Annotated in this window: 11 protein-coding genes; 4 read left to right on the forward strand and 7 right to left on the reverse strand. The window is 43.5% G+C overall.

Features of this window, described 5'->3' with window-relative positions; translation table 11 throughout:
- Positions 1–112: 112 nt before the first annotated feature.
- Entirely contained in the window at positions 113–811 is a 699-nt protein-coding gene (locus DDT91_RS08740; RefSeq protein WP_187175791.1) for a VTT domain-containing protein, read from the forward strand.
- Here the strand turns inward: DDT91_RS08740 and DDT91_RS08745 are convergent.
- On the reverse strand, positions 808–5,823 hold the full coding sequence (locus DDT91_RS08745; RefSeq protein WP_187175792.1) for a C25 family cysteine peptidase: 5,016 nt from the start codon (positions 5,821–5,823) through the stop codon (positions 808–810). The genes DDT91_RS08740 and DDT91_RS08745 overlap by 4 nt on opposite strands.
- The gene (locus DDT91_RS08750) at positions 5,820–6,935 is read right to left on the reverse strand and encodes a PorV/PorQ family protein (protein ID WP_370539303.1); all 1,116 of its coding nucleotides are present in this window, start codon (positions 6,933–6,935) and stop codon (positions 5,820–5,822) included. The genes DDT91_RS08745 and DDT91_RS08750 overlap by 4 nt, the downstream gene beginning before the upstream one ends.
- 372 nt (positions 6,936–7,307) lie before the next feature.
- On the opposite strand from DDT91_RS08750, the gene DDT91_RS08755 reads away from it, so the two are divergent.
- From DDT91_RS08755 to DDT91_RS08765, 3 genes are all read left to right on the forward strand, one after another.
- Complete coding sequence (locus DDT91_RS08755; protein WP_187175794.1) at positions 7,308–7,637, forward strand: PadR family transcriptional regulator; 330 nt, start codon at positions 7,308–7,310, stop codon at positions 7,635–7,637.
- 27 nt (positions 7,638–7,664) lie between these two features.
- Entirely contained in the window at positions 7,665–9,614 is a 1,950-nt protein-coding gene (locus tag DDT91_RS08760; RefSeq protein ID WP_187175795.1) for a PspC domain-containing protein, read from the forward strand.
- Between the two features lie 83 nt (positions 9,615–9,697).
- Positions 9,698–11,095: an MBL fold metallo-hydrolase RNA specificity domain-containing protein gene (locus DDT91_RS08765; RefSeq protein WP_187175796.1), complete on the forward strand. Its 1,398-nt coding sequence runs from the start codon at positions 9,698–9,700 to the stop codon at positions 11,093–11,095.
- Between the two features lie 163 nt (positions 11,096–11,258).
- On the opposite strand, the gene DDT91_RS08770 is transcribed toward DDT91_RS08765, so the two are convergent.
- The 5 genes from DDT91_RS08770 to DDT91_RS20795 form a co-directional block, all read right to left on the reverse strand.
- Entirely contained in the window at positions 11,259–13,796 is a 2,538-nt protein-coding gene (locus DDT91_RS08770) for an ATP-dependent Clp protease ATP-binding subunit (RefSeq protein ID WP_187175797.1), read from the reverse strand.
- Positions 13,797–13,877: 81 nt separating this feature from the next.
- Positions 13,878–14,501, reverse strand: a complete 624-nt coding sequence (locus DDT91_RS08775; protein ID WP_187175798.1) for a WbqC family protein — start codon at positions 14,499–14,501, stop codon at positions 13,878–13,880.
- Positions 14,502–14,643: 142 nt separating this feature from the next.
- Positions 14,644–15,270 carry an L-threonylcarbamoyladenylate synthase gene (locus DDT91_RS08780; protein ID WP_187175799.1) on the reverse strand — a complete coding sequence of 209 codons (627 nt, stop codon included), beginning with the start codon at positions 15,268–15,270 and terminating at the stop codon, positions 14,644–14,646.
- Positions 15,271–15,273: 3 nt separating this feature from the next.
- Positions 15,274–15,690, reverse strand: coding sequence for a (deoxy)nucleoside triphosphate pyrophosphohydrolase (locus tag DDT91_RS08785; protein WP_187175800.1), 417 nt, complete (start codon positions 15,688–15,690; stop codon positions 15,274–15,276).
- 241 nt (positions 15,691–15,931) lie between these two features.
- On the reverse strand, positions 15,932–17,047 hold the full coding sequence (locus DDT91_RS20795) for a peroxiredoxin family protein (protein ID WP_187175801.1): 1,116 nt from the start codon (positions 17,045–17,047) through the stop codon (positions 15,932–15,934).
- Positions 17,048–17,271: the final 224 nt, after the last annotated feature.

A 17,271-nucleotide genomic window follows, 5' to 3' on the forward strand; every position in this document is an offset into this window, starting at 1 on the left:
GCCGTTATATGGTGGGTTTAAGTTTCTTCAAAACATTGAAGATTGAAATGGGCAATATTCCAATCCTTGGTGGTAAACTTGTCGGCTTTTTTACCTCAAAAGCGTGCCAAAGATGACAAAAAAGGCCAGTATTTTCAAGGTTTTAGTGGAGTACTTCCGTTTCCATCCCTTAGCGGTAGCAGGATGGATATGGATTGGAATCGTTCCGATATTGGGATCTTTGGTCTTGGCCTCTCAGTACTCTTTTCTTGGAAAAATCAATCTCAATGAACTTTGGGATCACCTTTTTTTGACTTTGGGGCTTTCCATCATTTTGGGGCTGGCATTTTTGCCCACCACGCTTACCGCATTGGCGTGTGGTTTTTTCTGGGGCTGGATAGCTTTTCCTGATTTGATCATCGGCTATATCTTAGCCAATGTGATTGGATATAAGCTGGGCAAAGTCCTTAATACCGACTTCAGGAATATCCTTTATTTGAGAAATCCGGAATTAGAGAAAGAAATAGAATCTCGTTTGGGGCATCCTGCCGGACTGATTTTCTTTATCAGAATCAGTCCGGTAATACCCTTTGCCATCTCCAACTTCCTTTTTGCAAGTTTAGACATTCCTCTGAAAAAGGTACTGGTCTATGGCGTCCCAGGAATGCTTCCCCGCACTTTACTGGCCTTTGCCACAGGCATAGTTGCTAACTCATTTTTAGGAGCCAAAGAATCCCTCAACCATCCCATCCAATGGTCAATTCTTGTATTTCTTTTGGCTTTAAGCGCTTGGGGAATCTACAGGAGCTGGAAAAAAGCCGGCAGAAATTAGCGCAGCAAGTACATTTTTCCATACCCCTTGGTAAAGCCCTTATCTCCAGCAGTGGGTCTATGCTCCATAAATTGACCGTTTTTCCTCACCAAAACCCGGTAGATATAGACACCATTTGCCAGCTGATCTCCAAATTCATCTCTTCCATCCCAAGCATATTCGGTCATATTGTTACCGATCCGTATTGGGCCTAATTCGCTCTGAAGAATTTCCCTGACTACTTTTCCGGTCACTGTCATGATCTGTATTTTGATTTCGTCCGGGACTTCCGAACCTGTCACCGTAAACACAAACCGGACTGAGGTACTGAATGGATTGGGATAGGGATAAAAATTGGTGATTTGGGACTCATTCACTACTTCAAAAGTAATTTCATAGGGTTGCTGAGAGTCCTCGTTGGTAATTCTGAGCGTATAAATCCCATCTTCCAATGGCCCTGGGATAAAAGAAACCCGGAAATTGGTTCCTTCACTCGCAGGTGTCCATGAAAGATTAGGATCAGAGAAATTGACTTTTTTGAATTGGCATCCTTCACAATTTCTCTTCAGGAATATTTCCATACCTACCGTATCTTTTTTGTACAGCAAAGTCTGATCATTGACCAGCTGGGCGACGATCATCACATTGGGTGACACCAAATCTCCATCCATGATATAGATCCCGTCGAAATTGACATCCAAAAGCGAAGTGGAATTATCCGCCTCTACGACAAAGGCTACTCCAAGGTCTATACGGTTGTTTCGATAGGTCTGCTCTTGAAGAATCTGGGGATTGGCATATACTTCAAGCTGTGTTTCTCCAGCTCTACCAATACTGTTGAAATCGAGTGAAAACTCCAGCGCTTCTCCAGCTTTTACCGGGGGTATTTTTTTGGAGAAATTCTCGGTTTTCTGCGTTGCGACATGGGTCCATTTAAAGTCTACCCGAATCGAATCAGAGAAGTCGTAAATAGAGGCATTTTTAAAAGAAAAATCTACACGACCCATTTGCCCTTCTCTTAATCTTTGTGGCTGAGCGGGATTTTTTTGAAGCAAAACTCCCTCAGGAACACCCTCAAAGTTCACTTGCCAACGGTTCAGTTGGGCCGGTGCCGTTGAGTTAGGGTCATCCATGCTATACCTCAGTCTTAAGTAAGGATAACTGGCTGGATTGACAAAAGAAAGATCCAGCTCTGTTTCAAGTCGATTGCCTGCCAGCAATTGTTCCTCTCCTTCGGGAGTCACTCCGATGATATCGAAATAGGTAAATTGTTCCTCATCGATCCAAGTTCTCGGATTTACCTGTTGGAAAAAGCGTTCCCAAGAGGATGCCGGGCCAATTTTGGGAGTTATGATGACCCCATTGGTGAAATACCCGTCCAAATCTGTCTCAAAACTTAAGGTTTGCTGACGGGAAGGGACTTGAAAATTAGGATTACCGACTATTTCTATGGCTTCCCCGGGTTTCATTCCTTTTCGGCCATAGAGGATATAGGGATCACCGGTCTGCAAGTTTCTCAGGGTAGCCTCATTAGCTCCAAACTCCCTGAGACTCTGATAAGCCCGCTCAGGCCATGCATCAAACGTCACATTGCCCACTGAAAAAATCACCACATAATCCCCCTCTTTTACTCCTCTGACATAATCCTGAAGAGTATTGTTTCCAGGTGTTGTAATCCAGGCATTTTGAATACTCTGTATCATCTGAGGCACACGGCCACATGCCCTCGAATCCAAAATATCAAATCCCGGTACCGGAATGGCGAGGTAGGGAAGCAGGGTTTTTTGATCTATTGCCACTAGTCCCAAAGAGCCATTTGGACAAAGTCGGCTATTGGCATTGTTGACGTTGTCTATGATTTGAGGGACTTGATTGAGATAAAACTGGGTATTTCGGAAGGTCAACGTATCCACTCCTGCACCCACCGTAAAAACTTCTATTCCGATTTGCTGCTTGAGATACTTCCATGTTTTGTCCAGCTCAAGGTTTTCCATCTGAGTCTGCTTCAGTTGTCCCTCCACACGCTGGGTCCATCCGTTGGTAGAATTTGGGATATAAGAGAAACTGGAAGTAACCCAATTGTCTGATTCACCGGGAAGAGGATCTTGGTATTTGGATCTCCAGAAGTAGGTTGAGGAATCACTTCCCGCCAAGAGGTTAACCGACCACTCAGCCAACCCTGAGGTGGTGATTCGGGTTTCTTTTCTAAACGCCGAATTAAACCTTGAAGTGGTATCCATTTGAATGATCAAGGTTCGATTTTCCGCTACTTTCCCTGGCGCTTGTGCGAGCAATTTCAATTCTTTTTCCCTGACAATTCCAAAATCTGCCGGAAACAGGTTTATAGTTCCGCTTAGCGGGATAAATGCCGAAAAATTCACCGAATTGTTGGCAAAAGTCATTTCTGAAACCACCCGGTCATCGTTGACAGAAAGTGTAAAGATATTTTCACCAGCGGCTTCCACCTGAAAATTAGGAACGGAAAAGACCAAGGTATCCAATCTGAAGATAGATGGAATACGCACCGAGTCAAAACTGATTTGAGTTCCATCGGGCAGTTTACGATCAATTCTATAACGGATCGAGTCTGTATTTGTAATTCCTAGATTACGAACAACAAAGGAAAGTTTAAGACTGTCTGAAATGGCTGTAAGAGGAGACCCGTCAAATGTTTCCAGTTTGATTTCCTCTGCCTTTACGCTGTAATCCGGTTTATTCGCCGGAAAAATTCTTGCTGCAGGATCACCAAGCATGATCATTTGCTCCATATGGGAATAATTGAGCGGGCTGATCCCGTAGGTATTTACAAAAAACTCTTCTGCTCTCCGCTTCACTTCTCCTACCGTTTGATAGATGGAAGTGCTGTCAGAAAAGGCAAATTGATAAAAAGCCTCCGAATACCTTCTCAGGATCACATCCACCCCAATGGAAGAATTGGCCATTATATTGGAAGCGCCCTTCTCAGGTGTAATGATCCAATCTTCTCCCTGAGTGTAAGTCGTTCCGTAAGCGCTACCGTAGTCACACCCATTAAAAAGCATGACAGGGTACTTTCCTCTATTGGCATATCCCAAGGTAGGGTCAGATGCAAATCCGATTTCGATATCGATAATGGTAGGGGAACCATGTCCAAAAAATGTCAAAAGTGATCTTCCTTCATTTAAATCCCCCGAGATATCGATTACCTCTATCACCGAATTGGATCGTTTTCGGTAAGTGGTCACATTACCTCCCAAATATGGTCCTTGAGCGATGGACTTGAACCCGTTGAGAAAGTTGAAATACCGCTCAAGCTCAAACTCGGTAACCCCTCCACTCAAGTGTATCAACTCTTTCTGCCAGGGTTCTGAGGCCCCGACCAGGTCTTTTTCAATGGCTTTCTCCAAATAATCCGAAAGCTGTTGGGAGTTTTTTGCAGGAATCCTTCCCACAGCCATTGCAGGAATCAGTGGTTTTTGGGGATCCAACTCCAAAGCATACACGTTGTCTGAAAAAGGATACCCCCCGACTGGCACCAAATCCTGAAAAGGGAATGCCTGAGGTGCATTTCGGTAATAGACATTGACATTCCCAAGCCTGCCTTGAGAATAAATGGCCAAAGACCTTGCTGCCAAAAGCATGTGTGAAGGACGGTGAACAGGCCAATACGCTTTTAAAAATTCATAAAGAGCGACAGGTGATTTTTCACCATACGCATATTGGTCATAAATCTCCTCCATTCGAATCGTAAGGGTATCAAATCCCCCGCCTTGTGGAGAGGCTCTATGCTCGGCATAACTCTTCAGCGGATTTTGGTGCTTATTGCTCGGCTTTTCCAATTCCCTATGACCCACAAGAATAAAATCTGCCGATTGTGAAAGGTAATTTCGAAACCTTACCGGATTCATTCTCTGCACCGGATTGACTGTTTTCTCCTGCTGAATCCAAATTTTACTAGGCTTGCCTGACACAGCCGCCTGAAAGCTCATCGTATTTCCGGCTTTCTCTATGGCCACTTTTTGGGGCGAAAAAATATCTTGGATATCATAAGCCACATAGGTTTCCTGGGTCAAATTGATCACAGCCCGCTGATTTCCTTCCGGAAAAATCATAGTACGGGAGCTAAAATCGCCCTGCTCAATAGGTTTTCTAAACCTGATTTTTGCATAGGCTATAGAAATATTATCTGTGGATTGAGAACCTTGCGGATTGACTCGGACCACCAATGACCCATTGGGATTGAAATCCGTCATTTGAAGCGGGAGGCTAAGCTGAGGATATTCAAATCCATTAAACGTCGACGTAGTCAATACTCTTTGAGAAGTGCCAAGAGGTCCCACGCTGATCACGGCTGCATGAGAATTTTCAGATCGACCCACCAAGCCAATCTCCAAGGTGGCAGAACCCGAATTTATCAGTGCTCCTAGATTCGAGAATGGGATATCCCTTGGTGCTCCTTTGGTGATGACGGTCCCCATCCATCCTTGCCCCAGATCATAAGTAGATTTTCTGAATCCCAGCGTATAAGCCACCCCGAGTGAGTATTGGTCGGCAAACACTTGAAGTGATTCTGTTTCATAACCCGACGCTGAGGGAACCGTAATATTCGGAATCCCTCTTACTTGCATTCGTTTACCCTGTACCCCCGGCGTAATGGTCAGGAAAAAAGCCGTTGTATCCGTGTAGGTGTTGAAATAGGGATTGGGAATGGTCTCAAATCCCTGATAAAGCTTTTTATCCAGCTCTGCGTCATTTCTTCTTCCGTAAAAATCTATGTAATCTGTAGGATCAATTTTGCCGTCGTTTTCTCCTACCACATGAATAGCTACTTCTTTTCCCCTGTGAAAGACTCGGATAGTTCGGGGATCCAAATTTTGGATGTTGATTCCAGAAGAAGAAAGTACCTCTGGAGTGATTCGATATACTCCATCTCTCGCAGTAGGTATTTTATAATAGGTCAGCGAGTAGTCATACCAAATGGGATCCTGTGCCTGAATTTGAATCCAAGAGGCAAAAATTAAACACAGACCTAATGCAAATTTCACCCAACTCATTTTTCCCAACCTTTAAATTTCCGAAAACCAGAACCAAGCTTTTCCAAACTCACCTTTACACTGAAAATATGTGAATAAGGGCTTTCGGATACATCCCCCAAATCTGAAAGAGCGTAGTCAATCTGAAACCGTTCACTGACAACCACACCCAATCCAGCACTGGGTAAAAAATTTAGAGTTTCCTCTCCCTGAAAATCTTTGATGTACTGGAAATTACTCATTCCTGCCCTCAAAAATGCCATTTTCTTAAATCCTAACTCCAGACCAAACCTAGGATCAATACTCAAGACATCTGTGGAAATCAGGGAGTTTCTTGGCCCATCAAAGGTTGTCTCCAAATCCACTGAAGTAATCAGTGTAAATTGAGCACCAAATTTCCAATCATAGGCCAAGCTTCCAATAGCCCGTGGAAGGGTGATCTCGACCGTATTGACAGGTATTTCATTGTCGGTTTGGGAATAAATGTCTCTCACCAGATCGGCATCATGAGTCCATGCATTGTAGGTAGTAGTGATGTCCCTCAGCATTAAGCCTGCGGTCAAATTCCCGGTCCGATAGATTCCCCCGATATCAAGGCCAAACCCCCAAGCTTGGGCAAATTTTCCCACATTACGGTGGATTACCTTAGCATTGGCTCCCAGTTTGATTTTATCCGAAATATCCCTCGCAAAACTCAGCAAAAGAGCATAATCAGCCGCATTGAAGAATTGTATGTTGTTATAATTCAACGCTCCATTGGCATCATAGAGAAAACGGGTATCCGGGATATCATCCACGCCAAAGCGGATCAAGGAGACAGCCACTTGGTTTTGATTGCCTACAGGAGTGGTAAATCCCAAGTAATCGTATTGCGCAATCCCTGCAAAATACTCCGCATGCATTAAGGAAAATTCGTACTTATGCTGGACCGAGGTTAAAGCAGCTGGATTCCAATAGGAGGCAGTGACATCTCGGACAGAAGCCACCTGAGTCCCCCCCATTCCCAATGCTCTTGCTCCCACTCCAATGCTCAAAAATTCATTGGAATACTTAGGCGTCAAGTTCTGTGAAAAAACAGGTTGAACTGCCAAAGCAATCAGTACAGGGATAACTAAAAGGACTAAAAATCTCACATTCTTTAATTTCACCTTGACAAATTAATCCAAAAATAAAAATACCCTAATCTTTGACAGTTTTTTAATATAACTACATGTATCAAAATGTACATGATCGGACACTTTACTGTCCTGAAGATGAACATGGATTAGTCTTTAAATCGAATGGAGAAGAAATAGCCAATGGAAATTGAAAATTCTTCATTATTGAAAAATAGCCTTTTTCTGTCTAAAAATGAGGATTTTTCTTCCACAAAACTCAAAGGTTGATTCTTTTTGGCAAGGAATCAGGTAATACAAGGTAGCTTGGAAAAGATTGGTATTACTTTTTCTTTTCAAGCTGTATGAGAATGAAAATTCATTCTTAATTCCACTTCAAAACAAGCCACCATGAATGTCGCCAACACCCAGATACAAATGCGTAAAGGACTCCTGGAGTTTTGCGTGTTGCATATTATTTCCAGAGGCGAGGTGTACACTTCCGACCTGATCGAAGAGCTGACCCAAGCACAAATGATCGTGGTAGAAGGCACCCTGTATCCTCTGCTCAACCGTCTCAAATCAGCCGAATTGGTTTCTTATCGATGGGTCGAATCAGAAGCCGGGCCACCAAGAAAATACTATTCGATCACCGAGGAAGGAAAAAAATTTCTGGAGACCCTTTCTGAAACCTGGACAGCCTTGGTCAATTCCACACTTCAAATCACCTCAAAGAATTGATCAGGAAAGACTAAAACACGAATAAAAATGAAAAAGACGATAAGCATCAACATCAGTGGTATCCTCTTCCACATCGAAGAAGACGGCTACGACACCTTAAGAAAATACCTTGACTCAATCAACTCGCACTTCTCAGGGTATAAGGATAGCAAGGAAATCATCTCCGATATCGAAAATCGGATAGCGGAGATTTTCCTTTCCAACCTAAAAAACAACAAGCAGGTCATCACCGCTGAAAATGTGGATAAACTCATTGAAAAGATGGGAACCATCGCAGATTTCAGCAATGTGGAAGACGAAGTCGAGGAAAAAGAGGAAGAATCAGCAAAAGATGATTTCTACAAGTATGTCACTCCCCCTCAAAATGAGCGCGGTGGCTACAAGAAACTCATGCGGATGGAAAACAAAAAAATTCTCGGAGGAGTCTGCGCCGGTATTGCTCATTACTTTTCCTTAGACCCGCTTTGGACCAGGCTGATTGCTATCCTCCTGCTTTTTAGTGGAAATATCAACCTAAGACCGGGGTTCTTAGACATCACTCCTTTTGACAACTTCAGAATCAATTTCAGCTTTGGCTTCTTTGCTTTGGTTGCCTACATCGTACTATGGATTATTCTGCCTGTATCCTATGAGGTAGTGGAAGACAAAAACATCAAAAAACTGTTCAGAAACCCAGATGATAAAGTTTTGGGAGGAGTAGCGAGTGGCTTGTCAGCCTATTTTGGGGTAGAAGTCCTTTATGTGCGATTGGCTTTTGTGATTCTGACCTTTGCAGGAGGATCCGGTTTGTTGATATACTTGATCCTGTGGATTATTACCCCCGTGGCAAGCTCTATTACAGAACGTATCAAGATGAAAGGAGGAGAAATCACCTTGGACAGCATTGATTCGACCATCAAGGAAACAATCAATCCGATCCCTCCACAGCCTGAGTCTACAGCCAAGAAGATTCTGATGACTCCATTTCGGATTTTGGGAAAAATCATTGATGCCATTGGTTCTGCCTTAGGGCCACTTGGGAGGTTTATCGCTCACGTGATCCGGGTCATTTTCGGCTTGATAATTTTCTTTATTGGTTTAGGCCTGACCATTACACCTCTGATAGCATTGGCAGTATACTTCGGAGTCACAGATACTGACTACAGGACTTTCATAGACAATTTCCCAATCGAACTGTTTACTGACCTGGTGCCGGTTTGGTTGGTGGTCGCATCATTGGGATTGGTATTTATCCCAGGGATTGTAATCCTGCTGCTAGGGTTGAGTGTATTGGCCCAAAAGAATTTGATTGGCAGCAGATTTGGCTTGGTTGCTTTGGCACTTTGGCTTTTGTGCATCGGTATCGCAGGGTTCCAGATTCCCAAAATCGTAGCCCAGTTTAAAGAAGAAAACAAGGTAGAAACCAAAACAGTACTACCTGTGACTACTGGCACCTTGATCCTAAAAGCAAATGATTTGGAAGATGAGGAACTATTCAATAAGGCCAACCTTCAACTGATTGGTAGCGCAGACTCTGTAGTTTCCTTGACCCAAGAGATTTCAGCAAGGGGAAAAACCAAGCAAGAAGCGTTGGAAAATGCCCAAAAGCTGGCATATTCCTACAGCGTAATGGACTCCATTGTGACATTTGAGGAAGGCTATGATCTGAGAAACTTAGAATCATTCAGAGATCAACGGATCAACCTAACCCTTGATATCCCTTATGACAGACCTTTTATTATGGAAAGGTCTCTTCTAGAAATATTGAGAAATACCATTTACAACAACGGGTACCGTTCTTCGGATGTACGTCCAGAGGCAGTATGGGTATTCAATGAAGCTGGCTTGATATGCCTAACCTGTCCTGGCACCAAAGGAGACAGACGTTCTTGGGAGGATTGGGAAGAGGAAAAAACCGAGATAGATTCTCTTACCAAGGCTAAACTGGACAGTACCAGCAGGGTCAAATTCAAGGATTCTTATTTCATGAAGCAATAAAATAGGCTTCGTATGCATAAAAATTAAAGAGACGCCCCCGAGGTGTCTCTTTTTTTGTAACTTATTTTTTAAACCCAAAACCCATGAACGTAACAGCCAAATTTCTTGGAGGTTCTGGAGTAGTTACCGGATCCAAATACCTGATAGACCTTGGAGATTTCGAATTTTTGGTTGATTGTGGCCTTTTTCAAGGCCCCAAAGCATTGAGAGAGCGAAATTGGGACAAATTCCCCATGCCCGTAGCCGACCTGGAAGCCATAGTGCTCACGCATGCTCATCTTGACCATATCGGATATCTCCCCAAATTGGTCAAGCAAGGATTTAACGGACCCATCTATTGCACAGAAGCTACTGCCGAATTGGCGAAAATTCTACTGCTAGATTCCGGAAAGCTTCAGGAGGAAGAAGCAGAATATGCCAGAAAAAAGGGGTATTCCCGTCACGAAAACCCTCAACCCCTCTACACTATGGAAGATGCGGAGGCGGTTTTCCCTCTATTCGTACCCAAGCCCTTTGAGTCCCCTTTTGAAATTCATCCGAGTGTAACGGTCACCTATTTTCATGCAGGGCATATCCTTGGTGCGTCAATTGTAAAAGTTGTAATAAAAGGTGAACTGCAAACCAAAAAGTTGGTTTTCTCAGGCGACTTGGGCAGGTATCATGATCCCATTCTTTACCCTCCGACCAGAATACCAAAGGCAGATATTCTATGGATAGAATCAACCTACGGCGATCGCAAGGCCCCCACTGAAAAGCCTGAGGCGGAATTAGCAAGAGCCATCCGGGATACCTTTGACAGGGGAGGTCTGGTCATTATTCCCGCATTTGCAGTGGGAAGGACACAGCTTTTGATGTATCATTTATTCCAATTGATGGAAAAGGGCAAAATCCCTAAAGTGCCGATCTTTGTTGATAGCCCGATGGCCATAGATGCGACCAAATTGTACCTGGATTTTCATTCAGACCACCGCTTGACGGCTATGCTGGAAGAAGATCAACACCCTTTCAAGCATTCCCATCTTCGCTACTTCCAAAAACAAGAGCAATCCATGTCCCTCAACGAATACCGTGGAAACGCAATCATTATATCTGCCAGCGGAATGGCTACCGGGGGAAGGGTGCTTCATCATCTTTACCACCATCTACCCAATGAAAAAAACGGAATCATAATGGTCGGATACCAAGCCGAAGAAACCCGTGGCAGAAGGATCTTAGACGGTGAACCCACCGTAAGAATCTATGGCTATGATATTCCTGTCAAAGCAAAAGTCTACCAAATCGAAGGGCTTTCTGCACATGCGGACCAAGAGGAATTAATGGACTGGGCGGAAGGATTTTGCGACAAACCCAAAATGACTTTTGTGGTGCACGGGGAAAAAGAAAGTGCGGAAGCCCTGGCCTTCAAGCTGAAGGAGGAATTGGGATGGAATACTGTCATCCCTCAGTATTTGGAGTCATTTGTGTTGTTTGAAGGAATATGATAGGTCAATATGCTTTGACAGGCTCAATTTTAGAGATCATAAAAACATGGATTTGATTGACTCAATTTCGACTAATACCAAAAAACAAGCATTCGTTTCACCAAATAGAAAAAGCCCTGGAATCTTTCGCTTCCAGGGCTTTTTGTATACATAAGCTAGAGGATTAATCTGCTTTTTCCTTTTTCTTGACAGAGATAGTCAACTCAGAACCTTCGCCGGAATAATCTGCCGTAATGACATCCCCTTCGGAAAGGTCACCCTTCAGGATTTCCTCGGCAATGGCATCTTCCAAATACTTCTGAATCGCGCGATTGAGCGGCCTGGCACCATATTGCTGATCGTACCCCTTCTCCGCCAAGAAATCCTTGGCCTTGTCGGTGAGTTCAATCTTATAACCCAATTCAGTAATTCTGCGGAAGAGTTTACCCAAGCTGATGTCGATGATTTTGAAGATATCTTCTTTGGTCAGCGAATTGAATACCACCACGTCGTCCAATCGGTTGAGGAATTCCGGACTAAAGGCCTTTTTCAAGGCAGATTGAATGGTAGCCTTCATGATTTCATCCATGTTTTCCTGCTTGGCCCGGTTGGCAAAGCCGATCCCTGCACCGAAGTCTTTCAGGTCACGAACACCGATATTGGAAGTCATGATGATGATGGTATTTCTGAAGTCCACTCTTCTCCCCAATCCATCCGTGAGGATACCGTCATCCAATACCTGTAGCAGGATATTGAATACATCCGGGTGAGCTTTTTCAATCTCGTCAAGCAAAACCACTGAGTAAGGCTTTCTTCTGACTTTTTCAGTCAATTGCCCCCCTTCTTCATATCCGACATAGCCTGGAGGTGCTCCTACCAATCGGGATACAGAGAACTTCTCCATGTATTCTGACATGTCGATTCGGATCAATGCGTCCTCCTTGTCGAACAAATACGTAGCAAGGGTCTTGGCCAATTCAGTTTTACCCACACCGGTAGGTCCAAGGAAAATAAAGGAACCAATTGGCTTTTTAGGGTCTTTCAACCCCACACGGGTTCTTTGAATGGCTTTTGTGAGTTTTTTAATTGCTTCTTCTTGTCCGATAACTTTTCCTTTGAGCTCTTCACCCATATTGAGAAGCTTATTGCCTTCGTTTTGGGCAATTCGCTTGGCAGGGATACCGGTCATCATAGCAATAACCTCTGCCACATGGTCTTCGTCCACAGTGAAGCGTTTGGATTTGCTTTCATCCTCCCACCTGGCTTTGGCAGATTCGAGCTGCTCGAGAAGTTTCTTTTCCTTGTCTCTCAGCTGAGCTGCTTCTTCGTATTTCTGGGATTTAACCACACGGTTTTTCTCCGCCTTGATGTTTTCTACCTCTGCCTCCAGCTTAAGGATATCTTCAGGGACATGGATATTGTTGATGTGAACCCTGGCCCCAGCTTCATCCAAAATGTCAATCGCCTTGTCAGGTAAGAAACGATCCGAAATATATCTATCTGAAAGCTTCACACAGGCCTCGATCGCAGCTGGTGTATAAATCACATTGTGGTGATCTTCATACTTATCCTTGATGTTGTTCAGGATCTGAATAGTTTCTTCAGGGGAAGTAGCATCCACCATGACCATCTGGAATCGACGTGCCAATGCACCGTCTTTTTCGATGTATTGACGGTATTCGTCCAAGGTGGTCGCCCCAATGCATTGGATCTCTCCTCTTGCAAGGGCAGGCTTGAACATATTGGAAGCATCCAACGACCCGGAGGCGCCACCGGCACCTACGATAGTATGTAATTCATCAATGAAGAGAATCACGTTTGGAGATTTTTCCAGCTCATTCATGACCGCTTTCATCCGCTCCTCAAACTGACCTCTGTACTTGGTACCAGCTACCAAGGAAGCTAAATCAAGAGTAACTACTCTCTTGTTAAACAAGACGCGGGACACTTTTTTCTGAACGATTCGAAGTGCAAGACCTTCGGCGATCGCTGTCTTACCTACACCGGGTTCACCGATCAGAATCGGGTTATTTTTCTTTCTTCTGGATAGAATCTGAGCGACACGCTCGATTTCTTTTTCTCTACCAATAATGGGGTCAAGTTTGTCCTCTTCAGCCATCTTGGTGAGATCCCGTCCGAAGTTGTCCAAAACAGGTGTTCTGGATTTTTCGGCACCCGGTTTTGAAGCTGCTCCACCTCCACCCGGATTGGATGAACCGAAAAGCTTAGAGCCGTCGTCATCTCCATCCTCTGCCTCTGCACGCGCCTTGGGAGCTGTGCCTGCATCAGACTGCATTTCCAGCATTTCCTTGATGGTATCGTAGTTTACTTCAAACTTATTGAGAATTTGAGTTGCGATATTGTCCTCATCACGAAGGATAGACAGAAGCAAATGCTCGGTTCCGATCAGTTGGCTTTTGAATATTTTGGCTTCCAGATAAGTGATCTTCAACACTTTCTCAGACTGACGGGTAAGGGGAATGTTGGCCATGTTTTTCACATTGTGATTGGCCGTACCCTTGACTGCCCGTTCGATGGCATTTCGCAATTCATCCAGCGGAATGCCCAACTTTTTAAGAATGGAAACAGCTACACCTTCTCCCTCTCGGATCATCCCAAGCAAGAGGTGCTCTGTGCCTATGTAATCATGTCCCAGACGAAGGGCTTCTTCGCGGCTGAGAGAGATCACCTCTTTGACTCTGTTCGAAAATTTTGCTTCCATTTAAATCCTTTCTGATTGTATAATAAATCTGTACGTATGTTACCGAATTTGTTTTAAAAACACAATCCTTTTAACGATTGTTCATGGTTTTTTTAGGGATTGCTTCAGAACCTTTTCTGATTCAGGACCTACGCAAAACAACAAATCCAGAATGCTGAGGTTGGGCTCAAAGTCTACGCCAAAAACCTGGGGATAGGGTATAGCCTGATAATAATTTCTTTCCGAAAAAGGCCTTCTGGGCTCAATTTGGCCTCTTATATCCAGCACCTTTCCTAAAATCTCCTCTTTCTCTATTACGGCTAGTTTGACAGGCCAACGCAGGAGTTTAAGACAGATTGTCAGCAATTTGAAATTCAAATCCCAAAGGTATTCTTCCTGACTTCCCAAAACCTGCTCAAAATAAGGAAAAAAATACTCGAAGAAAGGAGCTTTCCCGTAGGCACTTTGAATCCCCCTTAGATGAATGGCCTGCCAATTTTGGGAATAATCAATCTTAACTTGGCTCAAGGGTATTCTCGGTCTTCTTCCCTGAATGGGGATACTCAAGGTTTCCACTTTGTTTGCCAGCAGAATTCGGGTTCGATTTAGAAAAGACTGTCTCTGATAAAGATCATTCGGACAAAGCAAAAGTTCATCAGCGCCGTAAATAGCGGCAAAAAACTCCAGAGTAGGAAGGTAGTGAAGGTCAATGGCTATGCGCTCCAAGGGAAAAAGGGGTTAAGGGTTTGGCGTTCGATGTTCAGTATTCTTCGTTCGATCATCGAAATTTCAAAACATCGAATATTGACCGCCAAGTGATGAATATCGAAGTTAAATCTTGCTTCTTGTCTCTAGCTTCTAGAATCCTTCAAAGAATTTCTTCCAACTGCCCCAATCCTTCACGGACTACTACTACTTCATATCCCGTGCAATCCAAAATCGTGGAAGGCACGTTGGAACCATAGCCTCCGTCGATGACGATGTCTACCTGATTTTGATATTTTTCAAAAATGAGCTCAGGATCGGTGCTGTATTCGATGATTTCATCTTCATCACGAATGGAGGTGGAAAGTATGGGTTGCCCCAGTTCCTCCACTATGGCTCTTGGCACTCCGTGATTGGGAACACGGATTCCTACCGTTTTTTTATTGCTATGCAAGATCTTGGGCACATGGGAACTGGCTTCCAAAATAAAGGTAAAAGGACCGGGAAGCCCCTTTTTCATCATTTTGAATACCGGCTTGGTGATCACCCTAGTGTAGTGAGAGATATTACTGAGGTCGGCGCAGACAAAAGAAAAATTGTGCTTTTTGGGATTGATTCCTTTGATTCTGCAAATTTTTTCCACCGCTTTTTGATTGGTGATATCGCAACCCATCCCATAGACCGTATCGGTCGGGTAGATAATTACTCCCCCGTTTCTTAGTACCTCCACAATCTGACGTACCCTTCGTGGATCGGGATTTTCCTCGTACAATCTGATAAATTCAGCCATGGCTCACCTTTCTTTTGGTACTGCAAGGTTAACCCATTTTTCTGTCAATTCGTGCAAAATCGGAACATCTGCAGGCGCCAAATCCAAAGAAAAAAGCTGATTTTGATCATACCAGCCATATTGTTCATGCTCAGCGAGTACAATATCCCCTCCCCTCCATTCAGCAACCCATGGAATCAGCCTAATGGTCTTGGATGGATATGAAAAAAGCACTGGAGTCAATTCTGATTTCACCCTGATTTCAATACCTAGCTCCTCCCTGATTTCCCGGATTAGGCAGTCTTTAGGATCTTCCCCTTTTTCCACTTTTCCCCCTGGAAACTCCCACTTACCCGGCAAATCCATCTTTACCGAGCGCTGAGCCAACAGGACTTTCCCCTCATGGATGATGATGGCACAGGTGACAGGGATGATTTTCATAAACTTGACAGCCAAAATTAATCTTACCTGCAAAAATAGAAATGTAGTAGAAACAGGGTGGAGATATAACTCGCTTTGCTCGTTGAAATACCGAAATACAATACTCTCGCTGGTTGAAATTCGATCAAAACAACTCCGGTCGCTTCTTGAAATTAGATAGGTTTTAGGTTATTTCACCTCCGCAGGAGATTTCATTTCTATTTTCTATTGAAATGACTAGTTCTTTCTAAAACGCCTTCTCTCAATTGCTTTCGGTTTTTATCTTAGAATTCAACATTTGGATCAGCTCATCCGAATACCCTTCGTTTACCACTTCAATATTGCCTTTTTCATCTATCAGGTAAAAAGTAGGATAACCCTTGACCCCATACGCTTGTCCCACTTCCTTGGCGTCAATCAAGACAGGGAAAGGTATCCCAATTCTGGATTCGTATTTTTCCATTTTCCCCAGCTCATCAACCGGATTGATGTATAGAGGAACTACATTTTCGGCAAATGAAAAGGAGGACTTTTTGAACTCATCGATGGCGATTTTGCACCAGCCACAATGAATCATAGAAAAATCCAACAATACTTTTTTACCCCTAAAATCACTCAAATTGACCCATTTGCCTTTCAAATCCCTTAGTCTAAAATCGGGCGCTTTTTCTCCAATCGCCAGAAGCTTTGATTCGCTGATCTCCACTCCATCAGCTTTGGAAACATAGCCTTGAGGTATTTTGGGCTCCAGCGGCTCACTAACTGGATCAAATGAATAATTGGAATAAAAGACCTCGATCAGCTGATTTCTTTTCCCATCATGGTATAGCCTTCTGGAAAGAAACTCAGGCAGAAAATTGGCAGGATTGATAAATAAGTGATTTTCGAGATATACTTTCTTTTCAGAAATTATGGTATCCATTTCCACCCAGACAAAATCCATCAAAGACTTGCCATCCACCACCGTGTCCTGCTTGTAGATCAAAGGCTCCTGGGCCAGTAAATGAATAGGACTAAATGAACGATAAGAATTCCCTCGGAGTCGATCTGGCTTATTTTCCCAAACCATCACCTCTTTTCGATCATGATCGACCAAATAAGAAACATTTGAAACAAACCAAAACTCCCCTTCTCCTCTTTTCCCAAAAAAATCATAACCCAAATCAGCATTTGGATTCTTTTGAAAAAGGGACTCATATCGGAAGGTATCTATTTCCCCAAGGTTAGGATCTTCCCAAAGCATGGTTTGATGAAACCCAATTTGACCTGCCTCAAGGATTTTCTCTTTTGAGTTCTTTAAAATCACCTCAGGAGAAATCGGAGCCTCACATGAAAAACTCGACGCAGCGATGCCTAAGGCAAAAATGATCTTCTTCACAGTTCTGTAAGCTATTAAAACAAAAACGAATGCTTAAGATAATCGGAGAGAGTAAGATAAAAAATATAAATTGGTGTTTCTTCGATTATGAATTCTCAGAAAGGAAAGGTCAGATATTTTCAAGTTATGCTAAAGCAAGATAGGATCCCGTAAAAAGACAAGGATCGGAGTTCCTTTGGAAGTCGTAAATCCAAAATCGTACATCGTAAATTTCTTCAAGGCAT

The sequence above is a fragment of the Algoriphagus sp. AK58 genome (assembly GCF_014324365.1).
In the GTDB taxonomy this organism is placed as follows: domain Bacteria; phylum Bacteroidota; class Bacteroidia; order Cytophagales; family Cyclobacteriaceae; genus Algoriphagus.